General features: G+C 68.6%; 23 protein-coding genes and 1 pseudogene. 17 read left to right on the plus strand and 7 right to left on the minus strand.

What is annotated here, in order from left to right; all coding sequences use genetic code 11:
• Nucleotides 1–54: 54 nt before the first annotated feature.
• Nucleotides 55–213 (minus strand): hypothetical protein, encoded by a 159-nt coding sequence (locus tag ACIBGM_RS25585; RefSeq protein ID WP_360534468.1) that lies wholly within the window; start codon nt 211–213, stop codon nt 55–57.
• A 231-nt stretch (nt 214–444) separates the two neighbouring features.
• Here ACIBGM_RS25585 and ACIBGM_RS25590 point away from each other — a divergent pair, with 231 nt between their 5' ends.
• Nucleotides 445–1,056, plus strand: coding sequence for a response regulator transcription factor (locus ACIBGM_RS25590; protein WP_360534470.1), 612 nt, complete (start codon nt 445–447; stop codon nt 1,054–1,056).
• Between the two features lie 755 nt (nt 1,057–1,811).
• A complete protein-coding gene (locus ACIBGM_RS25595) occupies nt 1,812–2,621 on the plus strand; it encodes a sensor histidine kinase (protein ID WP_396387070.1) in 810 nt (269 codons plus the stop codon).
• Here the strand turns inward: ACIBGM_RS25595 and ACIBGM_RS25600 are convergent.
• Nucleotides 2,520–2,909 (minus strand): annotated as a pseudogene (locus tag ACIBGM_RS25600) (peptidoglycan-binding protein); the annotation flags it as partial. The gene ACIBGM_RS25595 and the pseudogene ACIBGM_RS25600 sit on opposite strands and share 102 nt — an antisense overlap.
• A gap of 230 nt (nt 2,910–3,139) precedes the next feature.
• Here ACIBGM_RS25600 and ACIBGM_RS25605 point away from each other — a divergent pair.
• Nucleotides 3,140–3,490 carry a hypothetical protein gene (locus tag ACIBGM_RS25605; RefSeq protein ID WP_360539046.1) on the plus strand — a complete coding sequence of 117 codons (351 nt, stop codon included), beginning with the start codon at nt 3,140–3,142 and terminating at the stop codon, nt 3,488–3,490.
• Between the two features lie 163 nt (nt 3,491–3,653).
• A complete protein-coding gene (locus ACIBGM_RS25610; protein WP_396386950.1) occupies nt 3,654–6,047 on the plus strand; it encodes an immune inhibitor A domain-containing protein in 2,394 nt (797 codons plus the stop codon).
• A 201-nt stretch (nt 6,048–6,248) separates the two neighbouring features.
• Here ACIBGM_RS25610 and cutA read toward each other — a convergent pair whose 3' ends face one another.
• Complete coding sequence (cutA, locus tag ACIBGM_RS25615) at nt 6,249–6,500, minus strand: divalent-cation tolerance protein CutA (protein ID WP_396386951.1); 252 nt, start codon at nt 6,498–6,500, stop codon at nt 6,249–6,251.
• A gap of 339 nt (nt 6,501–6,839) precedes the next feature.
• Here cutA and ACIBGM_RS25620 point away from each other — a divergent pair, with 339 nt between their 5' ends.
• Nucleotides 6,840–7,316: a DUF6326 family protein gene (locus ACIBGM_RS25620; RefSeq protein WP_396386952.1), complete on the plus strand. Its 477-nt coding sequence runs from the start codon at nt 6,840–6,842 to the stop codon at nt 7,314–7,316.
• Between the two features lie 219 nt (nt 7,317–7,535).
• Complete coding sequence (locus ACIBGM_RS25625; RefSeq protein ID WP_396386953.1) at nt 7,536–8,426, plus strand: phosphotransferase family protein; 891 nt, start codon at nt 7,536–7,538, stop codon at nt 8,424–8,426.
• On the opposite strand, the gene rarD is transcribed toward ACIBGM_RS25625, so the two are convergent.
• Nucleotides 8,423–9,364: an EamA family transporter RarD gene (gene rarD, locus ACIBGM_RS25630; RefSeq protein WP_396386954.1), complete on the minus strand. Its 942-nt coding sequence runs from the start codon at nt 9,362–9,364 to the stop codon at nt 8,423–8,425. The two genes, ACIBGM_RS25625 and rarD, sit on opposite strands and share 4 nt — an antisense overlap.
• Before the next feature lie 87 nt (nt 9,365–9,451).
• On the opposite strand from rarD, the gene ACIBGM_RS25635 reads away from it, so the two are divergent.
• Nucleotides 9,452–10,342 carry a LysR family transcriptional regulator gene (locus ACIBGM_RS25635; RefSeq protein ID WP_360523416.1) on the plus strand — a complete coding sequence of 297 codons (891 nt, stop codon included), beginning with the start codon at nt 9,452–9,454 and terminating at the stop codon, nt 10,340–10,342.
• Here ACIBGM_RS25635 and ACIBGM_RS25640 read toward each other — a convergent pair.
• On the minus strand, nt 10,324–10,944 hold the full coding sequence (locus tag ACIBGM_RS25640) for a dihydrofolate reductase family protein (RefSeq protein WP_360523419.1): 621 nt from the start codon (nt 10,942–10,944) through the stop codon (nt 10,324–10,326). The two genes, ACIBGM_RS25635 and ACIBGM_RS25640, sit on opposite strands and share 19 nt — an antisense overlap.
• A 213-nt stretch (nt 10,945–11,157) precedes the next feature.
• On the opposite strand from ACIBGM_RS25640, the gene ACIBGM_RS25645 reads away from it, so the two are divergent.
• The 5 genes from ACIBGM_RS25645 to ACIBGM_RS25665 all read left to right on the plus strand — a co-directional run bounded on the left by ACIBGM_RS25645 (nt 11,158) and on the right by ACIBGM_RS25665 (nt 14,387).
• The gene (locus ACIBGM_RS25645) at nt 11,158–11,685 is read left to right on the plus strand and encodes a helix-turn-helix domain-containing protein (protein WP_360523422.1); all 528 of its coding nucleotides are present in this window, start codon (nt 11,158–11,160) and stop codon (nt 11,683–11,685) included.
• Complete coding sequence (locus ACIBGM_RS25650) at nt 11,682–12,923, plus strand: MFS transporter (RefSeq protein ID WP_360523425.1); 1,242 nt, start codon at nt 11,682–11,684, stop codon at nt 12,921–12,923. The genes ACIBGM_RS25645 and ACIBGM_RS25650 overlap by 4 nt, the downstream gene beginning before the upstream one ends.
• 74 nt (nt 12,924–12,997) lie before the next feature.
• Nucleotides 12,998–13,861, plus strand: a complete 864-nt coding sequence (locus ACIBGM_RS25655; RefSeq protein WP_396386955.1) for a DUF1028 domain-containing protein — start codon at nt 12,998–13,000, stop codon at nt 13,859–13,861.
• Nucleotides 13,862–13,909: 48 nt separating this feature from the next.
• The gene (locus ACIBGM_RS25660; protein WP_396386956.1) at nt 13,910–14,038 is read left to right on the plus strand and encodes a hypothetical protein; all 129 of its coding nucleotides are present in this window, start codon (nt 13,910–13,912) and stop codon (nt 14,036–14,038) included.
• A 40-nt stretch (nt 14,039–14,078) separates the two neighbouring features.
• A complete protein-coding gene (locus ACIBGM_RS25665; RefSeq protein ID WP_396386957.1) occupies nt 14,079–14,387 on the plus strand; it encodes a hypothetical protein in 309 nt (102 codons plus the stop codon).
• Between the two features lie 3 nt (nt 14,388–14,390).
• Here ACIBGM_RS25665 and ACIBGM_RS25670 read toward each other — a convergent pair whose 3' ends face one another.
• Nucleotides 14,391–15,611, minus strand: a complete 1,221-nt coding sequence (locus ACIBGM_RS25670; protein WP_396386958.1) for an MFS transporter — start codon at nt 15,609–15,611, stop codon at nt 14,391–14,393.
• Between the two features lie 113 nt (nt 15,612–15,724).
• On the opposite strand from ACIBGM_RS25670, the gene ACIBGM_RS25675 reads away from it, so the two are divergent.
• The 3 genes from ACIBGM_RS25675 (at nt 15,725) to ACIBGM_RS25685 (ending at nt 18,717) form a co-directional block, all read left to right on the plus strand.
• Nucleotides 15,725–17,026 carry an amidohydrolase family protein gene (locus tag ACIBGM_RS25675; RefSeq protein ID WP_360523437.1) on the plus strand — a complete coding sequence of 434 codons (1,302 nt, stop codon included), beginning with the start codon at nt 15,725–15,727 and terminating at the stop codon, nt 17,024–17,026.
• 99 nt (nt 17,027–17,125) lie between these two features.
• Entirely contained in the window at nt 17,126–18,094 is a 969-nt protein-coding gene (locus tag ACIBGM_RS25680) for a ring-cleaving dioxygenase (RefSeq protein ID WP_360523441.1), read from the plus strand.
• The gene (locus ACIBGM_RS25685; protein WP_360523444.1) at nt 18,091–18,717 is read left to right on the plus strand and encodes an alpha/beta hydrolase; all 627 of its coding nucleotides are present in this window, start codon (nt 18,091–18,093) and stop codon (nt 18,715–18,717) included. Before ACIBGM_RS25680 ends, ACIBGM_RS25685 begins: the two co-directional genes overlap by 4 nt.
• 12 nt (nt 18,718–18,729) lie before the next feature.
• On the opposite strand, the gene ACIBGM_RS25690 is transcribed toward ACIBGM_RS25685, so the two are convergent.
• Nucleotides 18,730–19,485 (minus strand): DUF4118 domain-containing protein, encoded by a 756-nt coding sequence (locus ACIBGM_RS25690; RefSeq protein ID WP_360523447.1) that lies wholly within the window; start codon nt 19,483–19,485, stop codon nt 18,730–18,732.
• Between the two features lie 71 nt (nt 19,486–19,556).
• Here ACIBGM_RS25690 and pta point away from each other — a divergent pair, with 71 nt between their 5' ends.
• Together pta and ACIBGM_RS25700 are read left to right on the plus strand one after the other, a co-directional pair.
• The gene (gene pta / locus ACIBGM_RS25695) at nt 19,557–21,635 is read left to right on the plus strand and encodes a phosphate acetyltransferase (RefSeq protein ID WP_396386959.1); all 2,079 of its coding nucleotides are present in this window, start codon (nt 19,557–19,559) and stop codon (nt 21,633–21,635) included.
• Complete coding sequence (locus ACIBGM_RS25700; protein ID WP_396386960.1) at nt 21,636–22,832, plus strand: acetate/propionate family kinase; 1,197 nt, start codon at nt 21,636–21,638, stop codon at nt 22,830–22,832.
• The last annotated feature ends 269 nt before the right edge of the window (nt 22,833–23,101 follow it).

Consider the following 23,101-nt stretch of genomic DNA (forward strand, 5'->3'; position numbering starts at 1 on the left):
ACCAGCGTGAAGGGTTGACGCAACGTCAAGGTCAACCCGGGCGTGCGGATGAGTTCAGACGGCCGGCCAGATGACTTTGGTGGGGCGGTGGTTGGCGGGCTTCTCGGGGGTTTGGGGGTGGCGCTCGGTGGTGGTGATGGTTTGGCGGGGCCAGGGGGTGCGGGTGGTGCGGTTGTCGCTGCCTGTCTCCAGGAGGGTTGCTTTGTGGTTCATTTCGACTCCTTTGGTTTGGTGCCTTCTTGGCTTGGATCAAGGTTCGCCCGGGGGTGCGCTGCGCTCGTCGGCTGATCGGGCCCTGTGGCGGTTGAGGTCGGGGTCCTCCGATTGGGGGAACGGGACTGCTCTGGACCAGTGCGGGACGGCGGCGGCATGCTGGGGGCGGGGGCGGACATGACGGCGAGCGGGCGTAGTACGGGGGCGCGAGAGTCGGCGCGGGTGGTGGTGGTGGACGATCACCCGTTCTTCCGGGACGGGTTGATCCGCGGACTGCGCGAGTCGGGCTACCTCGAGGTGGTCGGCGAGGCCGAGACCGGGCGGGAAGGGCTCGAGGTGATCGCCGCGCAGCGTCCGGACGTGGCCGTTCTCGACTACCAGATGCCTGACCTGACCGGGCTCGAGGTGGTGCATGCCATGGTCCGTGAGGGGTTGCCGACCCGGGCGCTGATCCTGTCGGCCGTCACCGACAGCGCGATCGTCTTCCGGGCCTTGGAGGAGGGCGCGCAGGGCTACCTGTCCAAGGAGTCCCGGCGAGCGGAGATAGTCGATGCGGTACGGCGGGTGGGCCAGGGGCAGACCGTGGTCCCGCCGGAGCTGGCTGCCGGGCTGGCCGACCAGATCAGGCTCCGCGCGGCCTCAGCCGGACCTGTCCTCAGCGAGCGCGAGCAGCAGGTGCTGGCCGGCTTCGCGCGCGGACTGTCGATCCCTGAGCTGGCGGCCGAGCTGTACCTGGGCGCCAGTACGGTCAAGACGCACACCCAACGCCTCTACGAGAAGCTCGGGGTCTCCGACCGGGCAGCCGCGGTGGCTGAAGGCATGCGACGGGGCCTGCTCGAATGACCGTGTCGGACCAGATCGCCGGACAACCGGATCGGGGAGTCCGGATCCAGGCACTGCTGAGGCTGCTGCTCGCTGCGTTCCTGGTAGCCGTCTTGGTGACCCAGCCACCAGCGGAGCACCGCCTGCTGTGCTGGGTGATCGTCATCTCGTACGTGCTCTGGAGTGTGGCGACCGCAGCGGTCCAGCGACGCGGTGCAGGCCTGGTGCCGTACACGTGGCTGGCGCTCGCGGTCGACGTGATCACGCTGACCGGGCTGACGCTGGTCGCGGACACGTCCGCGGCCACCACCTGGACGGCGTACACCTTGCTGGACGGGCTCTTCGTGGTCCCGCTCCTGGCCGCGACCCAGCTCAGCCCGGTGGTCTGCGCTCTGGCCACAGCGCCGGCCGTCGCTGCCTACATCGTCTCGGGCCTGCTGATCCGGCCGATCGACGAGGAGCCGATCTCGTACGTCGTACTGCGCGCCAGCCTGCTCGCTGTCGTCGGGCTGGGCTGTGTGCTGTTGACAGCGCTGCAGCGGTCCCGGGTCGTGACGATCGCCCGGCTGCTGCAGGACCGGAACCATCTGCTGGAGGAGATGGTTCAGATCGAGCAGCGCGAACAACGGAACCTGGCCGAGGCGCTCCACGACGGAGCTCTCCAGTACGTGCTCGCTGCCCGGCAGGAGGTCGAGCCGGCGGTCGCGGGTGACACGGAGTGTCTCGAGCGGGTCGAGTTCGCCCTGGCGGAGACCACCCGGCTGCTGCGGACCACGATGACCCAGCTGCATCCGGTGGCGCTGGAGTCGGCCGGGCTGCTGCCGGTGCTGAAGGACGTCGCCGACTCCACCCGCTCACGCGGCCGGCTCTCGATCGAGGTGGTGACGCACGACTGGGACGAGTCGACACGCACCGCCGCGGATGAGTTGCTGCTGGTGACCGTTCGCGAGCTGCTGACGAACGTCGTGAAGCATGCCGAGGCTGGGAAGGTCGTCGTACAGCTGGCTCGAAGCGGTGGTGTTGCCCGGTTGAGTGTCATCGACGACGGCCGGGGGCTCGGGGGAGTGGATCTCGACGCGCGGCTGCGGAACGGGCATCTCGGTCTGGCGTCGCGGCGGATCCGGGTGGAGGCGGCCGGCGGGTGGATGCGGCTGCGGGACGCCGTACCGCACGGGACGGTCGCCGAGGTGGAGGTTCCGTTGGCGCAAAACGGCGTGGGGGGGGGGGGGGGGGGGGGCGGCCCCGGGGGGGGGGGGGGGGGGGGGGGGGGGGGGGGGGGCGCGGCGGCCCCGGGGGGGGGGGGGGGGGGGGGGGGGGGGGGGCCCCCCCCCCGGGGGGGGGCCCCCCCCCCCCCCCCCCCCCCACGCCGTAGGGTTGGTGGCTCAGTTGGCCATTTGGTTGTTGCCGTGCACCAGCATGGAGCTCAGCGCGTCGCGGGTCGCCTGGTCGAGCTGGCCGGTCTGCGGCAAGCCGGCATCGTGCTGCAGGTACTTGATGGCGTTGACGGTGTCGGTGTCCTCGTAGCCCGTGATCGGCCCGTTGTAGTAGTTGAGCTGCCCGAGCTGTTGCTGCAGCAGCTTCACTGAGGCTGACGGCGATGTCGGTGTCTGCCGGTGGTCCGGGGCCTTCGCGGGTATCGTCCCTCGATCCACTGTCTTCGAGTGGTACTGCGTGGTGCCCGCGTGGACCGCGACCGGGGCGGCGCTCGCATGGGCTGGGCCTCCCGTCCCGAGTACTGCGGCGGCGACGATCCCCACCATCGCGACGCAGGTGGCGGCGACGGTGGCGACGAGCCAGGTCTTGGTCTTGGCCTGCGGCGTGGGCTGGGTCTGGGTCCGGATCTGGGGCTGGGGCTGGGGTGCGGTGGTGGTCATTTCGGTGTGTTCCTTTCGTCTTCGGTCCGGCTGTTCCGTAACCTTGTGAAAGCAACAATCCGCCGCTCCGGCCGCCGCCAGGATCCGCCGTCCGACCGATCGCCCGGGGGAACCCGCCGTCCCCCGATCGGTGGACGTAGGCGCGCCGTAGTCGGCCGGTGACGCGCAGTCGACGGATCTTCCGTTGGTGGTGGAACATGCAGCAGGATGCAGCCAGGAGGCTGGACGCAATGGTCAGCTTGGCTAGCTACACGACGCTGTACATCAGCGCGATCCGGATGGCCGGAGGAGACGAGCTGGAGAACATCGTCGCGGTGCGGTTCGACGGCGGTTCGAGCGTCAGCGAGGAGTCCTCGGTCGGCGACTTGATCCGGTGGCTTCGACGTACCGATGCGCGTGCCTACGTGCGGCAACCCGACGGCAGCCGGGGGCCGGAGGTGCTCGTCGACCATCACGAAGCCGGGCCTCGGCTCTGCAGCCAGGTCGACGACGCGGTGGGTCTGGACTGCCTGTTGACGCTGCCGCGCCTGAACGGCGAGAAGCGGGTCGGGCACCGGCGCTCCAGCTGGTGGCGCTGGTAGCCGCCTCGAGTGTTGCCGTCGGCAAGCGGATTCCGGCTTCTTTCGGGTGGCGGCGTACGAACTCTTCAGCGATCGGTGACTTCGTCGTAACGTGACGCTGTCAGCGCTCGGGGGTTTACCGCCCAGGCACCCGACCTGGGTCGTCGCGATTCAGGGAGGGATCGTGCGCAGATCAGCAGCCGGACTAGTCGGTCTGGCCCTCGTAGCGACATTCGGCGCGAGCACCGGCTCGACGAGCGTCGCGGCACCACCGGTGGACACGACCCCAGCGAGTCAGGGGGCCAAGGCAACCACGTCCGACGCGCTTCCGCACCCGCAGGAGGAGAAGCGCCAGGAGTTGCGTGAGGAGGCCTGGAGCCTGCTGCTGAGCGGTCAGGCGAAGGCGGAGAAGCGCGGTGCCAGCACCGTGATGAAGCTGGGCAAGAAGTCGGTCCGCAAGACCGACAGTCGAGGCCGGCGGACCGTCACCAGGGTCGACCAGTACGTCGAGCTGGCGCGCGAGAAGACCGACCGGATCTTCGTCGTACTGGCCGAGTTCGGCAACGAGCGGCACCCCGACTACCCGGACCAGGACACCGATCCGGCCACGCCCGGCCCGGCCACCTTCGAAGGACCACTGCACAACGCGATCCCCGAGCCCGACCGGACGGTCGACAACTCGACGGTGTGGCGGTCGGACTACAACCGTGCGTACTACCAGGACCTGTACTTCGGCAACGGCCGCATCGCCGGGGTGGAGACCGTACGGCAGTACTACGAAAAGCAGTCGTCGGGCCGCTACAGCATCAACGGCAAGGTCACCGACTGGGTGAAGGTGCGGTACAACGAGGCGCGGTACGGGCGCAGTAACGGGTTCCCGTGTGCGTCGATCGTGTGCAGCAACACGTGGAACCTGATCCAGGACGCGGTCAACCAGTGGGTCGCCGACCAGAAGGCAGCAGGCCGGACGACGGCGGAGATCACGGCCGAGCTGAAGACGTTCGACCGGTGGGACCGCTACGACTTCGACGGTGACGGGAACTTCGACGAGCCGGACGGCTACCTCGACCACTTCCAGATCGTGCACGCCGGCGGCGACCAGGCCGACGGCGATCCGCACCAGGGCGAGGACGCGATCTGGTCGCACCGCTGGTACGTGCAGACCACGCCGATCGGCGGCGGCGGCCCGACGGGCAACCCGCTCGGCGGCACCCAGGCCGGCGACACCGGCGTCTGGGTCGGCGACTACACGATCCAGCCGGAGAACGGCGGCGTCAGCGTCTTCACGCACGAGTACGGACACGACCTCGGCCTGCCTGACCACTACGACACCTCCGGCGGCGGCGAGAACAGCGTCAACTGGTGGTCGTTGATGGCTCAGAGCCGGGTCAGCGCACGCAACGACCAGGGCATCGGTACCAGGTCGGCCGACCTGGACGCCTGGTCCAAGCTGCAGCTGGGTTGGCTCGACTACGAGATCGTCCTGGCCGGGCAGAACCGGACGCTGGTGCTGGGGCCGCACGAGTACAACTCGGCGAAGCCGCAGGGTCTGGTCGTCGTACTGCCCAAGAAGTCGGTGACCACCGAGTACGGCGCTCCGGCGGCCGGGGCCCGGCAGTGGTGGAGCGGCAGCGGTGACGACCTCAACAACACGATGTCGCGCCAGGTCACGCTCGGGGCCGGGGCGGCCTCGCTGACGTTCCAGGCGAAGTGGGACATCGAGGACTGCGGGCCCGATCCCTGCGACTACGCGTTCGTCGAGGTGGACGACGGCACCGGCTACAAGCCGATCGCCGGCACCATCACGAAGGCTGCCGAGGGCAACGGGATCGACGGGACCACGAACGGGGCCTACGTGCCGGCGACGTTCGACCTCACGCCGTACCAGAACAAGACGGTCGGGCTGCGGTTCCGGTACCAGACCGACGGTGCGGTCAAGGGCAAGGGCTTCTTCGCCGACTCGATCCAGGTCACGTCCGGTGGGGCGACCGTCTTCACGTCCGGCGCCGAGACGCCGCCGGAGGGCTGGACGCTGGCCGGCTTCAGCTCGATCGGTGCGTCCGTGACGGGGCTGCACGACAACTTCTACCTTGCTTCGCACATCAACTACGTGTCGCACGACAGGTATCTGAGGACCGGCCCGTACAACTTCGGCTTCCTCAACACCCGGCCGGACTGGGTCGAGCATTTCCCGTACCAGGACGGGCTGCTGATCTGGTACTGGGACACCTCGCAGGGCGACAACAACACCAGCGAACACTTCGGTGAAGGCCTGGTGCTCCCGGTCGACTCGCACCCCGTCCCGATCAACCGCATCGACGGCCAGCTCTGGCGCCCGCGGATCGGCGGCTACGACGCGCCGTTCGGCCTGGAGAAGGCGGACTCGTTCACCCTGCACATCAACGGCCAGCCCAGCTACATCCGCGGCCAGAACGGCGTCGCCACCTTCAACGACAGCAAGACCTACTGGTACGCCGAACAACCCACCGCCGGCGTCAAGGTCCCGAACAACGGAGTCAACATCAAGGTCCTCGAACGCAACGGGACGTCCATCAAGGTCCGCGTCACCAAACGGTGACCCTCGACTTGCCGGGCCGGACCACTTCCGGCCCGGCAAGTCGTTCCCACGCCCCCGGTCCGCGCGCTCCTTCGTCGCGTCCTGCACCGGCGGCTCCCGTCCACCCATAGGGCCTCGTGCCGTCGCTCGCTTTCGACTACACAGTGGTCGGGGGCCAGTGTTGACACCTTGCTGTGGCGCAGATGGGCCTGCGGGCCTTGACTACTCCTTCGCCGTGGAGCTTTCGAGCCAGGCCAGGTATCCGACCGATCCGGTCACGATCGGAGTTGCGGCGATCTCGGGGTTGTCCCACGGATGCTGGGCGAGGAGGAGTTCCTCGAGTTCGGAGTAGCGGGCCTCTGTGGTCTCGAACAGGACCTGCGACTCGTCGCCTTCGCCGTATTCGCCCGCATGCCAGAACACCGACACGACCGGACCGACGACTTGGGCCCCAGCCGCGAGACCGGCTCGCACAGCCGCTCCGGCCAGCCTCACGGCGTCGTCGCGAGTTGGAAGCCAAGCCCGGCCGAGCGATGCCCTCGACCAAGGCGGCGGCCGCGAACACGCCCACCAGCAGCCAGTCGAGCCGACCGATGGGTGGGGCGTCAGCAGGCCGCGGCTCATGCCAGATGGAGCGCCAGACAGTGACCACGGCTCCAGCCTAGGGGTCGGCGCGCCTCGGCGTACCGCCGAAAGAACGAGAGCCAGACCATGCTATCGGCCAGGCGAACTCCAGCCTCCGGGCCGAGGCGCCCGCTGCCGGGCTCAGCGATCGTGGACCTACCGATCCTCGCCACAACAACGGAGCCCATGATGAGAACACCCCAACCCACCACACTGGAAGACCAGCCGATCCCGGTGAGAGCCAAGCTCGCCGCAGCGTGGACAAGCTTCATGTTCCTGTACGTCTACGTGGACATTCTCAACTTCTTCACGCCCGGCGTCATCGAAGACATTCTCGACGGCAAGGTCTTCGAGTTCGACCTCTCCCAGACCTTTTCGACCACGGCGCTGACCCTCGTGGCCATCCCGATCCTCATGGTCGTGCTGTCGATGACGCTGCCCGCCCGGGCGAACCGCATCACGAACCTCATCGTCGCCTCGCTCTACGTCCCCGTCACGGCATTCAACGCCGTGGGCGAGTCCTGGCTGTACTTCTACGGCCTTGGCATCGCACTGGAAGTGATCCTTCTCGCCCTCATCGTGCGGTACGCCTGGACCTGGCCCCGCACCGCACCGTCGGCGACCAGCCCGGACCGTGAAACCGTTCGCGCCCAGCCACAGGCGTGAACCCACAGCAGTCCCCGTCCTGTCCGGAGCCATCTGCCTCTATCCTGCGAGCTGTACCACTGATCGGCTCTCACAGCACGTGGACCGATCCTCGGGGTCCCGTCACTTTCACCGGCCGGCGCGACAAATCAGTCGCGGGTGCGGGCGTCCGGGTGGTGGGGTGGCACGGTGATCAATCGTGGTGATCTGGGGGCTGTACGGCCGTTGACGTTGGAGTGGGTGGGGCGGCAACTGGGGGTTGGGGAGGGGGTCGTCAAGGTCGAGGCGCTGCATGGGGGGATCAGTGCTGAGATGCGGAGGTTGACGATTGGCTCCCGGGACGGCGGGACCCGTGAGTTGGTGCTGCGGAGCTTTGTTGACGTGGAAGGCGCCGAGGAGTGGTTGAACCGGGAGGCTGGGGCGCTGACGATGCTCGCAGGGACCGGGGTGCAGGCTCCAGGTCTGGTTGCGGTTGATGCGACCGGCGCGCATTGTGAGTATCCGTCGCTGTTGATGACACATCTGGCGGGCCAGACAGTGCTCGACGACGACGGGCTGGAGACGCGTGTCCCTATGCTCGCCCGTCAGCTCGTGGCGATCCATGCGTTGCGTCCCGTCGAGCGGCCTGGGAAGTACGTGGCGCTGACGACGGCCGACACCGTCGTGACTCCGGAAGGCGCCGACGAGGATGCATGGGCGGCGGCGATCGACACTATCCGCCGGCCGGCACCGCCGTACGAAGGGCGCTTTTTGCACCGGGACTTCCAGCCCGGCAACGTGCTGTTCAACGGACCGGCAGACGCCCGGATCACCGGCGTCGTCGACTGGGCATCGACTTCCTGGGGCCCGGCGGATCTCGATGTCGCGCACTGCTCTGTAAATCTCGCGCTGCTGCACGGCCCGGGTTGGGGTCTGCGGTTCGCGGAGGCATACGAACAGGCCGGCGGTGTCCTGGCCGCGACCGCAAGCGAGCGACTGTACTGGCTCGTGCGGGACGCCCTGGCGTCCTCAGAAGAAGTGCAGCAGGTGTCGCAGCCCTGGCGAGAGGCAGGCAGAACAGACCTGACAACCCGAGCCGTGGAGCAACGCCTGGACGCCTACGTCACCACCCTGATGAACACGCTGGGCTAAGGACAAGGTTGTGGGGTGGGGGTGCGGAGTTTGTGGAGGTGGTGGAGGGTGCCGCCGGAGAAGATTGCAAGGGCGGTCCAGATGAGGGCGAAGCCGAGGAGGCGGGCGGGGGGCATGGGTTCGGCGTACAGGTAGACGCCCAGGAGGAACTGGATGGTGGGGGTCAGGTACTGGAGGAGGCCCAGGTAGGTGAGGGGGATTCGGGTGGCGGCGCCGGCGAAGAAGAGGAGGGGGATGGCGGTGGCCGGGCCGGCGGCGATGAGCAGGAGCGTTGTCGTCCAGCCGGCGTGGATGAACGCGGCGCGGCCGGCCAGGTCGAGCCAGATCAGGTAGCCGAGGGTGAAGGGGAGGATGATCGTTGCCTCGACGGCCAGGCTTTCGACGGCTCCGGTGGCTGCCTTCTTCTTCAGTACGCCGTACGTCGCGAAGCTGACTGCGAGCCCGATCGCGACCCATGGCACGCGGCCGTAGTCGATCGTCAGCCAGGCCACCGCCGCCACGGCCAGGTAGATCGCGAACCACTGCGTTCGCCGGAGGCGCTCCCGGAAGAGCAGGACGCCGAGCATGACTGTGACGAGTGGGCTGATGAAGTAGCCGAGTGAGGTCTCGACAACTCGCTCGTTCTGGACGCCCCAGATGTACATGTACCAGTTGAAGGCGATGATCACCGCGGCCGCGGCGAGCAGTCGTAGGGCTGCCGGGCGCTGCCGAAGGTCGCGCCACCAGCCGGCCCGGGGACGGACCCACAGCAGCAGCGCGCAGATCCCGAGCGCCCACACGAACCGGTGGGCGAGCGCCTCGACCGCGCCGACGCTGTCGAGAAGACGCCAGTACAAGGGGAACAGGCCCCAGATGCCGTAGGCGGATGCGCCGAAGATCAGGCCCTTGTTGAGGGTCGCCTGACTGTCGGGCGCTTGTACTGAGGTGTGTGCTGACATCTTGGGCCTCCTTCACGATCAGCATGGATCGGTGGATTGATGACGTCTAATGCCAAATTTCGAAAATCGCATTGATATCTTTGATCTATGCTGAATCTGGTCCATCTGAACGTTCTGGCCGCGGTGGCGCGGCACGGGTCGGTGACCGAAGCGGCACGCGAGCTGCACTACTCGCAGCCGTCGATCAGCCATCACCTGTCCCGCCTGGAATCGGCCACCGGCGTCAAGCTCGTGCAGCGCGTCGGTCGGGGGATCCGGTTGACGCCGGAAGGGCATCTGCTCGCCAACCGGGCCGCCGAGATCATCGGCCGCGTCGATGCGGCAACCAACGAGTTGGCGGCCCAAGTCGGGCTGCAGACCGGCCGGGTTCGCCTGGCCGCCAACGCTTCCGTGCTGAGCACGCTCGTGCCGAAGGCGGTGCCGATGGTGACTGAGGCGTATCCCGGGATCGAGCTCAGCCTGGTCGAGCGTCACCCGGTCGAGGCGCTGCAGATGCTGCGGCACGGCGAGATCGACGTCGCGCTGATCTTCCGGTACGCGCAGGCGCCGGTCGAGGCCGACGGATTCCGCCTCCTGCACGTCTGCGACGACTCGATCTATCTCCTGAGCCTGCAACCCGGCGACAGCATCGCGAACCATCGCGACTCACCCTGGATCGGCGGGTGCGAGCGGTGCCAGGAGGAAGTGGTCAACGTGTGCCAGTCGGAAGGTTTCTCCCCACGCTTCGCATCACTCAGCGACGACATCATCGTCGTGCAGTCTCTGGTCGCCGCCGGCGTCGGGGTGACGACGATCCCTGGCTTCGCGCTCGAAGCGCATCACCGGCCCGACATCCACAGCACTGAGCTGACCCACTTCCGCCGGCAGATCTGCGCCGTCACGTACGGCGAGCCGCCGGACCCGCCGGCCACGACCGCGCTGATCGAAGCCCTCCTGGAGGCCGGCCGACAACCGCGGGCTCAGCTCAGCACGCGATAGGTCACGTGCGTCACGAGACTCGCGCCGCGTGCCTTCACCTGCTCGAGTTTCAGTTGCGGAACACCCTCGAACAGCCGGGTGCCGGCGCCGAGCGTGAGCGGCGCGATGTGCAGCTGCAGTTCGTCGAGCAGGCCGGCCGCGAGGTACTGGTTGATCGTGGTCGCACCGCCCATGATCGCGACGTTGCCGTCCCCAGCCGCCTCGCGTGCCTGAGCCAGCGCCGACTCGATTCCGTCGGTGACGAAGTGGTACGTCGTACCGCCGTCCATCGGCTGCGGATCGCGGGCGTGGTGGGTGAGCACGAAGACAGGGGCGTGGTACGGCGGCTCGTCGCCCCACCAGCCGTTCCAGTCCCGGTCCCACTCGCCGCGCACCGGGCCGAACATGTTGCGGCCCATGATGAACGCCTTGGCGTTCAGCATCTCGTCGATCTCGGCCTGGTTCTCGTCGCGGGTCTCGGAGTACCAGGCGTGCAGCTTGTCGCCCCAGCCGTCGCCGCCGTCGTCGCCGAACGGGCGCTCCTCGGTCTGGTTGAGGCCGGCCGAGTACCCGTCGATCGAGATGGTGATGCCGGAGAGCACCTTGCCCTTGCCTGTCGTCATGCTCCACTCCCTGGGCGGTCTCGCGCTGATCTTGCTGTCATGCTCCACCCTGGCCCGTGCCGCCGTATGACGTCCAATGCCAATCCCTGACAGAACTCATCGAGATCCTTGATATGTTCCCGGCAACCCTCGGACTGCCCAATAACTGTTTGACGGTTGATGCGGTCGTCGGGCAGGGTTACTGCCAAAGACTTGTTTGGGGGTGGAGGTGCGGTGACCGGTGACGATGTGCGGGAGCTGCGGGCGGTGGCCCATCCGGTGCGGTTGCGGATGCTCTCGTTGCTGACCGGGTCGGCGATGAGTGCTGCGGAGGTGGCCCGGGAGCTTGGGTTGACGCATGCGAATGCGTCGTACCACCTGCGGATCCTGCTCGAGTCGGGGACGGTTGTGGAGGCGGGGGAGGAGCGGATCCGGGGCGGGGTCGCGAAGCGGTACCGGTATCCGCACGAGGACCGCAGCCGGCGGCGTTCACCCGCGACGACGGAGAGCCGGATCGCCGAGGTGCGGGCGCTTGGCCGCGAGCTTGAGCGGCGGATGATGCAGCGTAAGCGGAGTGGACCGAGTCACCTCAGTGATCTCGACGGCTGGGTGGAGCCCGAGGTGTGGGAGCGCGTGCGCGAGCTCCTGGGGGAGGCGTCTGCCTTGATGCACGACAACAACAAGCCGCCGCGGACGCCGGGCACCGTCCATGTCAGCGCCACGTCCTGGACGTTCGAGATGACCAAGAAGGAGCGGTCATGAGCGAAGCACTCGCGCCGCTCCGCGAGCCGAACTTCCGCTACTACTGGATGTCCCGGCTGATCGACCGAGCCGGTACGACGATGGCCGGCGTCGCGCTCGCCTTCGCCGTACTCGAGGTCAGCGACTCGGCGTCCGCCCTCGGGACGGTCCTGGCCGCCTACAGCATTCCGATGGTCGTGTTCCTCCTGGCCGGTGGCGTGCTGGCCGACCGGTTCGGCCGAACCCTCGTGATCCAAGCGGCCAATGTCCTGTCGGGCCTCAGCCAGCTGGCGTCGGCCGTGCTGGTGATCAGCGGCACCGCCGAGGTGTGGCACCTGGCGGCGCTGGCCGCGATCAACGGCACCGCCAGCGCAGCGGGCATGCCGGCCCTGGCGGGCGTGCTCCCGCAACTGGTCCCACGTGACCAACTAAAGGCGGCGAACCTCGTACTCGCGGTACCCGAGAACGCACTGATGGTCCTCGGCCCGGCGGCCAGCGGCGTGCTCGTGGCCGTCGTTGGTCCGGGCTGGGCGCTGGCCGTGGACGGAGCGACGTACCTGCTTGCGACGTTGGCCCTGACTCGAGTGCGCATCCCGCGCCCGGACGGCGGACAGCACAGCCAGGGCGCTGTCGCCGACCTTCGCGCGGGCTGGACCTACCTCCGCAGCACCACGTGGCTCTGGGTGGTCGTCGCCGCGTTCTCGTTGCTCAATGCAATCGCCAGCGGGGCGTTCAACACCCTCGGCCCGGTGCTCGCGACCCAGACCGACATCGGCGAGGCTGGGTGGGGCCTGATCCGCTCGGCCCAGGCGGTCGGCTTCCTGGTGTGCTCGCTGATCCTGATCCGGCTCTCGCTACGCCGGCCGCTCCGGTGGGGAATGCTCGCGATGGCGCTCGCCGGGCTCCCAATGGTCGTGCTCGGCTTCGAGCCCGTGCTGGTGGCGGGGATGGCTGCCGCGTTCCTGGCCGGCCTCGGCAGCCAGGTCTTCGGGCTCGGCTGGGACCTGGCCATGCAGGAGCACGTGCCTGACGAGATGCTGTCCCGCGTCTACTCCTACGACATGCTCGGCTCGTTCATCGCGATCCCGATCGGCCAGTTACTGTTCGGTCCGCTCGGTCTGGCTTTCGGCATCCAGCGGGTCATGGTGATCGCCGGCTTGGCCTACATCGCCATCGCCATAGCGACACTCGCTTCGCGCTCAGTCCGCGACCTGCCGCGGGCGACCACAGTCACGACAGTCACCGCTCCTCAGCAGTGAGCACTCCGGGTGGCGATTGAAGACGCCTACACTGCTGTGCGCTGCTTGGACAGGACCGGCGACTGGAGCGTGGGATGACCTTTTCTGTGGTGGCGTTCGATGCGGAGTCCAGCTCTTGGGGGATCGCGGTTGCGTCGAAGTTTCTGGCGGTCGGCGCGGTGGTGCCTTGGGGGCGGGCCGGCGCTGGGGCGGTTGCTACGCAGGCGATGGCGAACCTGTCGTACGGGCCGGACGGTCTCGAGTTGCTCGCCGGTGGTGTTTCCGCTGAGCAGGCGGTCGCGCAGTTGACGGACGTGGACGACGAGCGCGAGCACCGCCAGGTCGGGATGGTCGACACTCACGGGCGCGGTGCGACGTTCACCGGCGGGTCGTGCCTGGACTGGGCCGGCGGGCGAGCCGGGGACGGATTCGCGGTTCAGGGCAACATCTTGGCCGGACCGCACGTGGTGGCGGCCATGGCTGATGCCTGGAAGGCAAGTGCTGGTGAGGCGTTTGAGCGGCGGCTGGTGGCGGCGCTGGCGGCCGGGGACCAGGCTGGTGGGGATCGGCGTGGTCGGCAGAGTGCGGCGCTTCGGGTGTGGCGGGAGGGCGCCGCGTACGGCGGGGTGCTCGACATCGCCATCGATCTGCGCGTCGACGACCATCGAGCGCCAGTCGACGAGCTTGGCCGCCTGCTGGACCTCCATGAGTTGTACTTCGGCAAGCCGGCGCCGGAGACCTTGCTGCCGCTGGAAGGCGACCTGGCCGCTGAGGTAGCCGCCCGCCTGGAAACCCTCGGTTACTCGACCGCCGGCGGGAACGGCGTAGTCGAGGCACTCGACACCTGGGCAAGCACCGAGAACTTCGAGGAGCGGCTCGTGGCCGGCAAGCTCGACCCAGTCGTGCTGGACCAACTCCGCCGCCAGGCAGACGAGCGCAACTCCGGCGGGGCCTCCTGATGCGCGATGCAGTCTGACGATCTGGGGTTGCTGGCTCACCTTGCGGGCATGCCTGGAGCCGACCTGAGCGACGAGCACATCCGGTGGCAGGTCTACAGCCGGGTTCTGCCGTTGCCCGACGCGTATGACGTGCTTCGGAGGGCGCTGCTCGGCGAGCCAGTCCCCACCGCCTGGTGACCGGGCCGGCTGGGTGCAGGTGCTGCCCGCCAATCTGCAGGTGTTTCCAACGCAGCGGATAGCGGAGCTGGCGGATCTCGACAGGTACCAGACCCGTCCGCACGACGTTCAGGAGACGGCCACCGAGGCCGCTGGAGTCGAGCCGCTTGAGCCGGGGCTCGAGCGGGCGCTGCAGGTACTGCGAGACAACCCGGACCAACGGCCGAGGTTCGAAGCCGCACTCATCTCTCTGCTCAGTCCTGTCAAACCGGGGATGGTGGAGCTGGTCTCCTTCGTGATGCATGAGCTTCGGTGGGACGCCGTACGGGCGATGCACGACAGGCGGCGGCACCGGGACCTGGACGCCTGAGGGTCAGCGGACGCGGCGGGGGAGGCACAGGTAGGCGGCGAGGAGGCCGGCGGTGGCGGTCAGGGTCCAGAGGGTCCAGGGGGCCAGGGCGTAGAGGGCGCCGCCGATGAGGGGGCCGGTGCCGGTGCCGGTGGTGTAGGCGGCGAAGTAGAGGCCCTGGTAGCGGCCGGTCATGCGTGGGGGAGTGAGGCTGCCCAGGTAGGCGTTGGCGACGGAGCTGGTCATCATCTCGCCGAGCGTCCAGATCAGGACCGTCGCCGCGAGCAGGATCAGGTCGGTCGCCACGCCGGTCAGCGCGAGGCCGGCCCCGATGAGTACGTTGCCGATGGCAAGGACGTACGGGAGCCGATATCGGGAGACCACGGCGGCGGTCGGCAGCTCCAGCGCCAGCACCACGAGACCGTTGAGCCCGATCAGCAGGCCGAAGTCGCGCGCCGTCAGGCCGACGTCGCTGACGTGCAAGGGCAGGCCGACGGTGGTCTGGATGTAGACGAACTCCGCGACCAGCGTCATCACCAGGAACCTCACCAGCGTGCGGTCGGCGAGCGCCTGCCGGTATCCGACCGCCTGCTCCGCCTCCGCCGATGACTCGTCCTGAGCGGGCCCTTGCTGGGGCCTATCCCGCAGCAGCACAGCCATGACCACGCCGAACAGCAGACACGCGACAGCGTTGCCCAGGAAGAGCTCCGTGTACGACGTACTCGCCAGCACACCCCCGACCACGCCGCCCAGCGCAGCGCCGACGTTCATCGCGAACCGGAACACCGCGAACGCGGCGAGCCGTTGCTGAGGCGTCGACACGGAATCGAGCAGTACGGCGGCCGCGGCCGGTCGGTACACCTGCGACGTCACACCGATCAGTCCGACCACCGCGACGATGAGCGCGTACCTGCCGAGGAACGGCACGACCGCCGTCAGCGCCGAGGTGGGTAGCGCGGACACCACGATCGTCCAGCGGCGCCCGATCCGGTCGGTGAGGTAGCCGCCGACGGTGTTGCCGAGTACGTTGGCCAGGCCGGACACACCCAGCACGAACCCCGCGGCACTGGCGGAGTACCCGCGCCCGATCAGATAGAGCACGATGAACACCGGCAGGAAGTTGCCGACCCGGTTCACCATGACGCCGAGACTGACGATCCACACCTGCCCGGGCAGGGTGCGCAACGCGTCCCGAAATCGCGGTTCGACCGTACTCGTCGGACTGCTGTCGTCGACATCTCCCATGACGGCGTAATCTGCTCCTCTGAGGTAGGGCTCGCACATCGGGAGTACTCCCTATCCCGGCGCCGGCCGTCGTGGGTGATCGCGTCTAAGGCCTCGCGGTGCGACGATGAGGCGTGCGGTTGTCTTGGCGCCTTGGCGGGGTTGTCGTCGGGTGCGGGGCGCTTTTGCTGCTGCCGCTCGCCGCGACGAGTCCTGCTGCGCCTGAAGTGATCTACCGCAACGGGATCGTGCTCACGATGGACGACGGGCGGCCGCGCGCCGAGGCGGTTGCGGTGCGCAACGGACGGATCCTGGCGGTCGGCAGCGACGACGAGGTGCTGGCGTTGCGGGATCGCCCGACGCGCGTCGTGGATCTCGGCGGGCGGACGGTGCTGCCGGGGTTCATCGACTCGCACGCGCACTGGATCGGCGACGGAAGCATGATCGGGTACAACGCCGACCTGGCGATCGACGCGGCCCTCAGCCGGGGCTGGACCAGCATCAACGAGCAGTTCGTCAACTATCAGCGACTGGCCGACCTGCGTGCCCTCGACGCGGCCGGCCAACTCCGGTTGCGGGTCAACGCCTACCTGCCGGTCAACTTCGAGGACGAGAAGTTCGGGCAGTGGTTCCGCGGGTTCGAGCCCCGGCACGCGTACAGCCCGCACCTGCGGCTGGGCGGCATCAAGCTGTTCCTCGACCACGACTGGGGTACGCGGTTCCACTGGGACCAGACCGAGCTGGACGAGTACGTCCTGTCGGCGCACCGGCTCGGCTGGCAGGTGACCGCGCACGTGATCAGTGCGCAGGCGGTCGACCAGTACTTGACGGCGGTCGCGGGGGCACAGGCTGCGCAGCCGGTCCCGGACGCACGCCACCGTGCTGAGCACGTGATCCAGCTCCGGGACGATCAACTCACCAGGATGGCTGAGCTGGGAGTGATTGCCTCCATCCAACCCGGGATCCCGGGGGACCTGGCGACGGAGGCGGGCTTCCCCGAGCTGGTGGCTCGCGGCGAGACCCGCTGGATCGCGCGCTGGCGGGATCTGGTGGAGAGCGAGGTCCGCACCATCGGCAGCACGGACATCCCGTGGCTGGTGCTTGCAGTAGGCAACCAGATGCCGCACGGATCACCGCTCGAGGCGATCCACCAGGCGATGACCCGGCAGAGCTACCAAGGCCGTCCACCGGAGGACTGGCAGCTCGCGCAGCGCCTCACCGTCGATCAGGCACTGCGACTGTTCACCATCGACGCCGCCTACGGCACCTTCGAGGAGGACGTGAAGGGCAGCCTGGCTCCCGGCAAGTACGCCGACCTCGTGATCCTCGCGGACAACCCGACGACCGCCTCGGTGGATTCGCTACCGAACATCAAGGTCCTCGCGACCGTCGTCGGCGGTCGCGCGGAGTACTGCGCCGACTCCGCTCTGTGCTGATCCCGGGGATTCAGATTCGTGCTGTTCGGGCGTGGTCGCGGCAGAGATCCGGTCGTACTGTCGAAGGGTTGGGCGTTCGCAATGGGGAGGGGTCGAGCGATGGTCGAGTCGGTCGCGCCGCACGGGCTGCACCATGTGACGGCGATTGCGGAGGATCCGCAGCGGAACGTGGATTTCTACACCAACGTGCTGGGGTTGCGGCTGGTGAAGCGGACGGTCAACTTCGACGCCCCGGACACGTATCACCTCTACTACGGCGACTCCTCGGGCCGGCCATCGACTCTGTTGACGTTTTTCCCGTGGCCGGGAGCGCCGTACGGCCGGCAAGGCACCGGGCTTACGACGGCGACCGCGTTCAGTGTCCCGCCGGAGTCGCTCGGGTGGTGGCAGAAGCGGCTGCGGGCGCTCGATGTCGATGCGGACGAGCCGGTTGCGCGCGCCGACGAGGAGGTGCTGCGGCTGCGTGATCCCGATGGTCTGGTGATCGAGTTGGTCGCGTCCGAGGGTGACAGCCGGTCGGGGTGGGACGGTGTCGCCTCGATCCCGTTCGACAGCGCCATCCGTGGCCTGTTCTCGGTCACGATGACGGAGAAGCTACTCGACCCGACGGCCGAGATGCTCGCGGGCATGCTGGGCATGAGCCACGGCCAGGACACCGCCGACGGGTCACGGTTCGTGATGTCGGGCGGCGCTCAGGGTACGGCGGTCGACGTCAAGCCCAAGAATGTGTCGCGCGGACTCCAGGCGGCCGGGACCGTGCACCACATCGCCTTCCGGGCGCCGGACGGTGAGACCCAGGCGAAGTGGCGCCTGGAGCTGATCGAGGCCGGTGTGCAGGTGACCGAGATCCTCGACCGGCGCTACTTCACGTCGATCTACTTCCGGGAGCCGGGCGGAGTCCTGCTCGAGATCGCCACCGACCAGCCGGGCTTCACGGTCGACGAGCCGCTGCTCGAGCTCGGCCAGCACCTGAAGCTGCCGCCCTGGCTGGAGCCGAACCGGGAGCAGATCCAGGCCTCGCTGCCGCCGCTGCGCGTGCCGCCCGCCCCGCGGCCGGTCGACGGATGAGTGAGGACCTGCTCCGGCGCCCACACGTCTGGCAACCGGGCACGTCCACGCCGCCGCTTCTGCTGCTGCACGGGACCGGTGGCGACGAGCACGACCTGCTCGTACTGCGCCAGCACCTGGCACCCGACGCCCCGGTGCTGTCACCTCGGGGCACGGTGTCGGAGCAAGGTATGTACCGGTTCTTCCGCCGGATCCGGGAGGGCGTCTTCGACGAGGACGACCTCCGCCGGCGCGCCGACGAGTTGGCCGGTTTCCTGACCGCCGCCGAGCAGAAGTACGACGTCCCGGCCGGCTCCTGGCTGGCGGTCGGCTTCTCCAACGGCGCCAACATGGCCTCCGCCCTGCTGCTGCGCCACCCCGAGTCGCTGGCCGGCGCCGTCCTGCTCGCCGCGATGGTCCCGTTCGCCGCCGACGAACCGCGGGACGACTCGCTGGCCGGCAAACCCGTCCTCATCGTGAACGGCGACCACGACCCGATGGCCACCGAAGCCCAAACCCGCCGTCTCACCGAACAACTCCGCCACCACTCCGCCGACGTCCACCTCCACCACTTCTCCGGCGGGCACACCATTGCAGCCGACCAGTTGCCCCACATCAAGTCCTTCATCGACGCGATGGACTGAAGCGGCACCCGGTCAGGTTGGGCGGTGGTGGGTGGCGAGGGCGGCGCCGACCTGGTCGGCCAGGGCTACTGCGACCTGGCGCTGGGCGAGTGACGGGCGGGCCAGCCGGGTGGACGCGACCAGGACGAAGCGGCCGCGGGTGATGCCGTCGTGGTGGACCCGGAGCTCGATCTCGCAGTCGGTGGGCAGGCCGAAGCGTTCGACCTCGAGCTCGCGACCTCGCCGTACGACGGAGCCGTCACGGACGAGGGCGGCCGGGGCCTCGTCTCGGGTGTCGCTGTCGAAGTAGCAGTCGTCCACGCCGAGCAGGTCCACGAGCTGGTCGGCGACGTGCACGATGACGCCCTCGGTGTGTGAGCTGCCGGCCGCGACGATGCCCGCCGTACGGAGAATGCCGTCGAGGTACACCTGCTGCTGGTCGGCGCGGACCTGCCGCCGCCGGCTCCAGAGGATCTCCGCCGCCGCGATGCCGACGACGGAGAGCAGCGCGGCGGTGGCGATGTCCGCCCCGTCGGTCATGGTGAACTGCTGGTACGGCTGCGCGAGGAAGAAGGCCCAGCACACCGTGCCGGACAGGGCGGCGATGATCCCCGCGCGCCGGATGCCGGTCGCCGCGGCGGCGATGACGACCAGGACGAGCACCAGGGCCGCGTTGGTGTTCTCGATTCGGGCCCGGAACGGCACCGTCGCCGCGCAGACCAGCGCGGGAACCGCTGCCGCTCCCGCGACCACGGCGGCGTGCGCGCGCGGGGGGAGGTGGACTCGCATCCCCCAATGATGGCGGGTCGCGGACCATCCGGGTGGGCCGGGTCGGAGCGGCGGGTGGTTAGGGTGCCGGTATGGGCAGCAGCGTGTACGTCGCTTCGGTCGAGGGGTTCACCGGCAAGTCCACGGTGGCGCTCGGGGTGCTCGAGCAGTTCTCGCGGCGGGTCGGGCGGGTGGCCGTGTTCCGGCCGATCGTCCGCGCGGACACCGCCGGGCACGGCGGTCGCGACTACGTGCTCGACCTCCTCACCTCTCACGATGCCGTCACCGTGCCGTACGACGACAGCGTGGGCGTCACGTACGACGAGGTGCACGCGGACCCGGATGCCGCGCTGGACACGATCGTGCGGCGTTTCCACGCGGTCGCCGAGCGCGCCGACGCGGTCGTCGTGGTCGGCAGCGACTACACCGACGTGGGGACGCCGACCGAGTTCTCGTACAACGCGAAGATCGCGGCGAACCTCGGCGTACCGGTGCTGCTGGTTCTGAATGGGTACGAACGCACTCCGCGCGAGGTGCGGACCATCGCCGACATCGCGGTGGCCGAGCTGCACGCGAACCACGGCTCGCTGTTCGCGGTGATCGCGAACCGGGTCGGCAAGGAGCTGCTGAATCCCGTGGTCGACGCGCTGGCCGGTGCCGGCGCCCCGGCGTTCGCGATCCCGGAGGAGCCGGTGCTGAACCAGCCCTCGGTCGCGGACCTCCTGGCTCCGATCGACGGCCGCCTGCTCAGCGGTGATCCGCAACTGCTGTCCCGCGAGGTCACCGGGCTGGTGGTCGCCGCGATGACCATGCCGAACGTCCTGGACCGGCTGGCCGAGGGCGCCGCGGTGGTGACCGCCGGCGACCGTCCGGAGGTCGTGCTCGGGGTCCTGATGGCGCACGCTTCCCGGAACTTCCCGCAGATCTCGGCCATCGTCCTGAACGGCGGCTTCGAGCTGCCCGACCAGGTCCAGCGCCTGATCGGCGGGCTCGGCGTCACCTTGCCGATCCTCGAGACCAGTCTCGGCACCCAGGCGACGTCGGCCGCGCTCACCGCCGTACGCGGCCGGTTGACCAAGGACTCGCCGCGGAAGGTGGACGTGGCGCTCGCGCTGTTCGGGCAGTACGTCGACGGTCAAGCGCTCCTGGATCACCTTGCGGTGGCGCGCACCAGCGCGGTGACTCCGCTGATGTTCGAGCACCAGTTGCTCGACCGGGCAGTTGCCGACCGCAAACACATCGTCCTGCCGGAGGGCGAGGAGGAGCGGATCCTGCGCGCTGCCGACGTACTCCTGCGTCGCGGGGTCGCGGACCTGACGCTGCTCGGCGACCCGATCGCGATCAGTGCGAAGGCCGCCGCGCTCGGTGTGGACGTCGCCTCAGCTCGGGTCGTCAGCCCAGAGGACGATCCGCTGGCGGAAGAGTTCGCCGCGGAGTACCACCGGCTCCGGCAACACCGGGGCATCGACCTCGAGCGGGCCCGCGAGCTGGTCAAGGACGTGTCGTACTTCGGCACGATGATGGTCCAGCTCGGCCTGGCCGACGGGATGGTGTCAGGCGCCGTACACACCACCGCGCACACGATCCGGCCGGCGCTCGAGGTCGTCAAGACCGTGCCAGACGTCTCCGCCGTCTCGTCGGTGTTCTTCATGTGCCTGCAGAACCAGGTGCTCGTGTACGGCGACTGCGCGATCATCCCGGATCCGACCGCCGAGCAGCTCGCCGACATCGCGACCTCGTCGGCGGCGACCGCGGCGGCCTTCGGCATCGAGCCGCGGGTCGCGATGCTGTCGTACTCGACCGGCACCTCCGGCACCGGGACGGACGTCGAGAAGGTGTCGAAGGCAACCACCATCGTCCGCGAACGCGCGCCCGGTCTGCTCGTCGAGGGGCCGATCCAGTACGACGCAGCCATTGACGCCGCCGTCGCCCGGACCAAGCTGCCGGACTCGCCCGTCGCCGGAAAGGCCACCGTGTTCGTGTTCCCCGATCTGAACACCGGCAACAACACGTACAAGGCGGTGCAGCGCTCGGCGAACGCGGTCGCGGTCGGACCCGTCCTGCAAGGTCTGCGGAAGCCGGTCAACGACCTGTCGCGTGGGGCGACGGTTCGGGACATCGTCAACACGGTCGCGATCACGGCGATCCAGGCACAGCAGGGCGGCAAGTAGATGAGCGACCACGTGCTGGTGATCAACGCGGGGTCGTCGTCGCTGAAGTACAGCCTCGTCGACGGGAGGTCGGGGGAGAGCCTGGCGGGTGGCATCGTCGAGCGGATCGGGGAGGCGGGCGGGAGTCAGACTCATCGCGGGCCTGATGGGGAATCGCGTGGCGATGAGACGATCGGGTCGCACGAGGAGGCGTTGCAGTGGGTTGTCGAGGCGTTCTCGTCGTACGGACCTTCGCTGGACTCGTCGGATCTCGCTGCCGTCGGGCATCGCGTCGTACATGGTGGGTCTCGGTTCGGTTCGCCTGCGTTGATCGATGATGAGCTGATTGCCGAGGTGAAGGATTTGGTGCCGTTGGCGCCGTTGCACAATCCGGCGAATCTCGAGGGGATCTCAGTGGCGCGGCGGTTGCTGGGGGAGGTGCCGCATGTGGCGGTTTTCGATACTGCGTTTCATCAGACGTTGCCGCCGTACGCGTACACCTATGCGGTGCCGCATTCGTGGGCGGAGGAGCATGGGATTCGGCGGTATGGATTTCATGGGACTTCGCACTCGTTCGTGGCGGAGCAGGCGGCTCGGTTGTTGGGGCGTGAGCCGGCTGAGGTGAACGTGATCGTGCTGCATTTGGGGAACGGGTGCTCGGCCACCGCCGTCCGGGGTGGGGAGTCTGTGGACACGTCCATGGGGCTGACGCCGCTGGAGGGGCTGGTGATGGGGACTCGGTCGGGGGATGTGGATCCGGCGATCCTCGGGCACTTGGCGCGGGAGCTCGGGTGGTCGGTGGACGAGATCGATCGGGCGTTGAACTCCGAGTCCGGGCTGAAGGGGCTGAGCGGCGAGAACGACTTCCGCGAGTTGTCACGGCGGCGGGAGGCTGGGGATTCGCTTGCTCAGTTGGCGTTTGACGTTTACTGCTACCGGATCAAGAAGTACGTCGGGGCGTACTACGCCGTACTCGGTCGGGTCGACGCGATCGTCTTCACGGCGGGGGTTGGACAGCACTCGGCCGCCGTACGCGCCGCCTCTCTGGAAAACCTGTCCTCCCTAGGCATCCACGTCGACCCTGCCCGCAACGCGGAGGATTCCTCGGACGCTCGCTTCGTGTCGCCCGACGACAGTCCCGTCGCAGTCCTAGTCATCCCCACCAACGAGGAATGGGAAATAGCCCGCCAATCCTTGTCCGTCATCGGCCCCCGGTAGCTTCCCCACGCCGCCGGCCCGCGCGCTCCCGCGTCGCGTGCTCCGCCGGTGGCTCCCGCCCGCCCATGGTTGCGTGCTGTCGCCCGCCGTCGACAGCCCCGTGGTCCTGGGCGGGCGTGGTGGTGTAAGCGGAACGTGGACCGGGTTTGGTGATCGTTCCGGGCCCGCCCACCGGGTGCGTGCTGTCCTCCGCCTGTGGGGTACACCGGGCTGGCGGGATGGCGTGGTTGGTGTGTTGGCTCGCGGTCGGCGGTGTGGAGACCGGCATG

Origin of the sequence: Kribbella sp. NPDC050470, from assembly GCF_044458365.1 — a bacterium.
In the GTDB taxonomy this organism is placed as follows: Bacteria; Actinomycetota; Actinomycetes; order Propionibacteriales; family Kribbellaceae; genus Kribbella.